The sequence below is a fragment of the Streptomyces sp. SPB074 genome, from assembly GCF_000154905.1.
GTDB lineage: Bacteria > Actinomycetota > Actinomycetes > Streptomycetales > Streptomycetaceae > Streptomyces.
In genome coordinates this window covers 760,591-763,265 of the sequence record NZ_GG770539.1, presented here as the reverse complement: position 1 = coordinate 763,265, position 2,675 = coordinate 760,591, and the positions used below count along the sequence as shown (strand labels likewise).

Annotated in this window: 2 protein-coding genes and 1 pseudogene; 2 read left to right on the top strand and 1 reads right to left on the bottom strand. The window is 75.1% G+C overall.

The genetic code is table 11. The annotated features are described in order from the left end of the window. Nucleotides 1-363, bottom strand: a 363-nt coding sequence (locus SSBG_RS03090; protein ID WP_037868817.1) for a phosphoesterase, incomplete at its 3' end; no start/stop codon positions are given. Nucleotides 364-466: 103 nt separating this feature from the next. Between SSBG_RS03090 and SSBG_RS03085 the strand changes: the two genes are divergently transcribed. Together SSBG_RS03085 and SSBG_RS03080 are read left to right on the top strand one after the other, a co-directional pair. After that, entirely contained in the window at nt 467-2,086 is a 1,620-nt protein-coding gene (locus SSBG_RS03085; protein WP_037871010.1) for an ABC-F family ATP-binding cassette domain-containing protein, read from the top strand. Nucleotides 2,087-2,212: 126 nt separating this feature from the next. Next, a pseudogene (locus tag SSBG_RS03080) lies at nt 2,213-2,675 on the top strand (hypothetical protein); the annotation flags it as partial.

Here is a 2,675-nt window from a genome sequence, read left to right as displayed (position 1 = left end):
GGCGTGCCCGGAGGGGAACGAGGTCGTCAGCGGCTGGCGCTTGAGCTGCCGGACGAGCGGCACGGCGTCGCGCAGCGGCCGGGCGCGGCGCACCGCGCGCTTGCCGACGGTGTTGACGGTCGCCGAGGCGAGCCCCAGCGAGACGAGGCCGCGCACGGCGGCGCGGCGGGCGCGCGGGGAGCGCGTCGCGTAGAGCCCGGCCCCCGCCGCGAACCACAGCACACCGTGGTTCGCGGACCGGCTCAGCCGGGGCAGCACCTGTTCGGCGCCCGGCCAGCGGTGGCTCGCGGCGATGCGGAAGACGGAGGAGTCGAGCGCGGTCAGCCGGTCCCGCCAGGGCGAAGGTGTGACGTCTGCGGTCATGGCGCACACGTACCCCCATCGCCCCGCCTCACCCCTGCCGACCTGCGCGGGACGGCCGAAATGGGTTTGCCCGGCACCCGGACGGACGCGGACAATGCCCGGCATGGGACATCTCGAAGCAGGGCACGTGGAGTACTTCCTTCCCGACGGGAGGCCGCTGCTCGGGGACGTGTCGTTCCGCATCGGCGAGGGCGTCGTCGCCGCGCTCGTGGGTCCCAACGGGGCGGGCAAGACGACGCTCCTGCGCCTGCTCTCCGGCGAACTCCAGCCCCACGGCGGCGCGGTCACCTCCAGCGGCGGGCTCGGCGTCATGCCGCAGTTCGTCGGCTCCGTGCGCGACGAGTCCACCGTCCGCGACCTGCTCGTCTCCGTCGCCCAGCCCCGCGTCCGCGAGGCCGCGCGCGCCGTGGACGAGGCCGAGCACGCGCTCGTCACCGTGGACGACGAGGCCGCGCAGCTCGCCTACGCGCAGGCCCTCTCGGACTGGGCGGAGGCACGCGGCTACGAGGCCGAGACGCTGTGGGACGTGTGCACCGTCGCCGCGCTCGGCATCCCGTACGAGCAGGCGCAGTGGCGCCAGGTCCGCACGCTCTCGGGTGGCGAGCAGAAACGCCTCGTGCTCGAAGCGCTCCTGCGCGGCCCCGACGCCGTGCTCCTCCTGGACGAGCCGGACAACTACCTGGACGTGCCCGGGAAGCGCTGGCTGGAGGAACAGCTCCGGCAGACCCGCAAGACCGTCCTCTTCGTGAGCCACGACCGCGAACTCCTCAATTGTTCGGCGCAGCGCATCATCAGCGTCGAACCGGGCCCCGACGGCGCCGAGGTGTGGACGCACGGCACCGGCTTCGCGACGTACCACGAGGCGCGCAAGGAGCGCTTCGCGCGGTACGAGGAACTGCGGCGCCGCTGGGACGAGAAGCACGCCCAGCTCAAAAAACTCGTCCTGGACATGCGGCAGTACGCGAAGAACAGCGACGTGATGGCCTCGCGCTACGCGGCGGCCCAGACGCGGCTGCGCAAGTTCGAGGAGGCCGGTCCGCCGCCCGAGCCGCCGCGCAAGCAGGAGATCACGATGCGGCTGCGCGGCGGGCGCACCGGGATGCGCGCGGTGACGTGCGAGAAGCTGGAGCTGAGCGGGCTGATGAAGCCCTTCGACCTGGAGGTGTTCTTCGGCGAGCGCGTCGCGGTGCTCGGCTCCAACGGCTCGGGCAAATCGCACTTCCTGCGGCTCCTCGCGGGCGAGGACGTCGCGCACACGGGCGCGTGGAAGCTCGGCGCCCGCGTCGTCCCCGGGCACTTCGCGCAGACCCACGCGCACCCCGAGCTGGAGGGCCGCACCCTCCTCGACATCCTGTGGACCGAGCACGCCAAGGACCGGGGCGCCGCGATGTCGCGCCTGCGCCGGTACGAGCTCACGGCGCAGGCCGAGCAGCGCTACGAGCGCCTCTCCGGCGGCCAGCAGGCCCGCTTCCAGATCCTCCTGCTGGAACTGGAGGGGGTGACCGCGCTCCTCCTGGACGAGCCCACGGACAACCTCGACCTGGAGAGCGCCGAAGCACTCCAGGAGGGCCTGGAAGCCTTCGAGGGCACCGTCCTCGCCGTCACGCACGACCGCTGGTTCGCGCGCTCCTTCGACCGTTACCTCGTCTTCGGCGAGGACGGCCGCGTCCGCGAGACACCGGAGCCGGTCTGGGACGAGCGCCGGGTCGCGCGGGCCCGCTAGCCGGGGCGCCGCCCCCGGAGCCCGGCGGCGGACGGCGCCGCCCCGCGCCCGTCCTCCCTCCCCGCAGGGCGCTCCCCGCAGGGCGTTCCCCGCGCGGCGCACCGGCGGGGGCGGCACAGTGGGGGCGTGGGCAGTCGAGGCGAGCGCGATCCCGGGTTCCTGGAGCCGTCGTACGCCGTGGCCGGTTTCGCGGCCCCGGCGGAGCTGAGCACGCGGCTCGGCGACACGGCGGGGGACGAGGACGTCGTCCGCGCCGCCTGCGGGTACTGGGCGCGCCGGGGCCTGGAGACCGGCCCCGGGCGGGTGCTCCTCGCGCCCGGCGGCGGCGCCCTGCTCCTCGCGCTGCTCGCGGCCCGGGGCGGCGACGCGCTCGTACCGCGCCCCTGCGCCGCCTGGTGGCTCCCGCAGGCGCGGCTGCTCGGGCGCACGGCCCACCCCGTGCCGACCCCCGCCGAGTACGGGGGCGTCCCCGACCCGTACGCGCTGATGGAGACCGTGCGCCGGGTGCTGCGCGAAGGCGGCGACCCGCGGCTCCTCGTGCTCGGCACCGTGGACGACCCGACCGGGACCGTGCCCGAGCCCGAGGCGG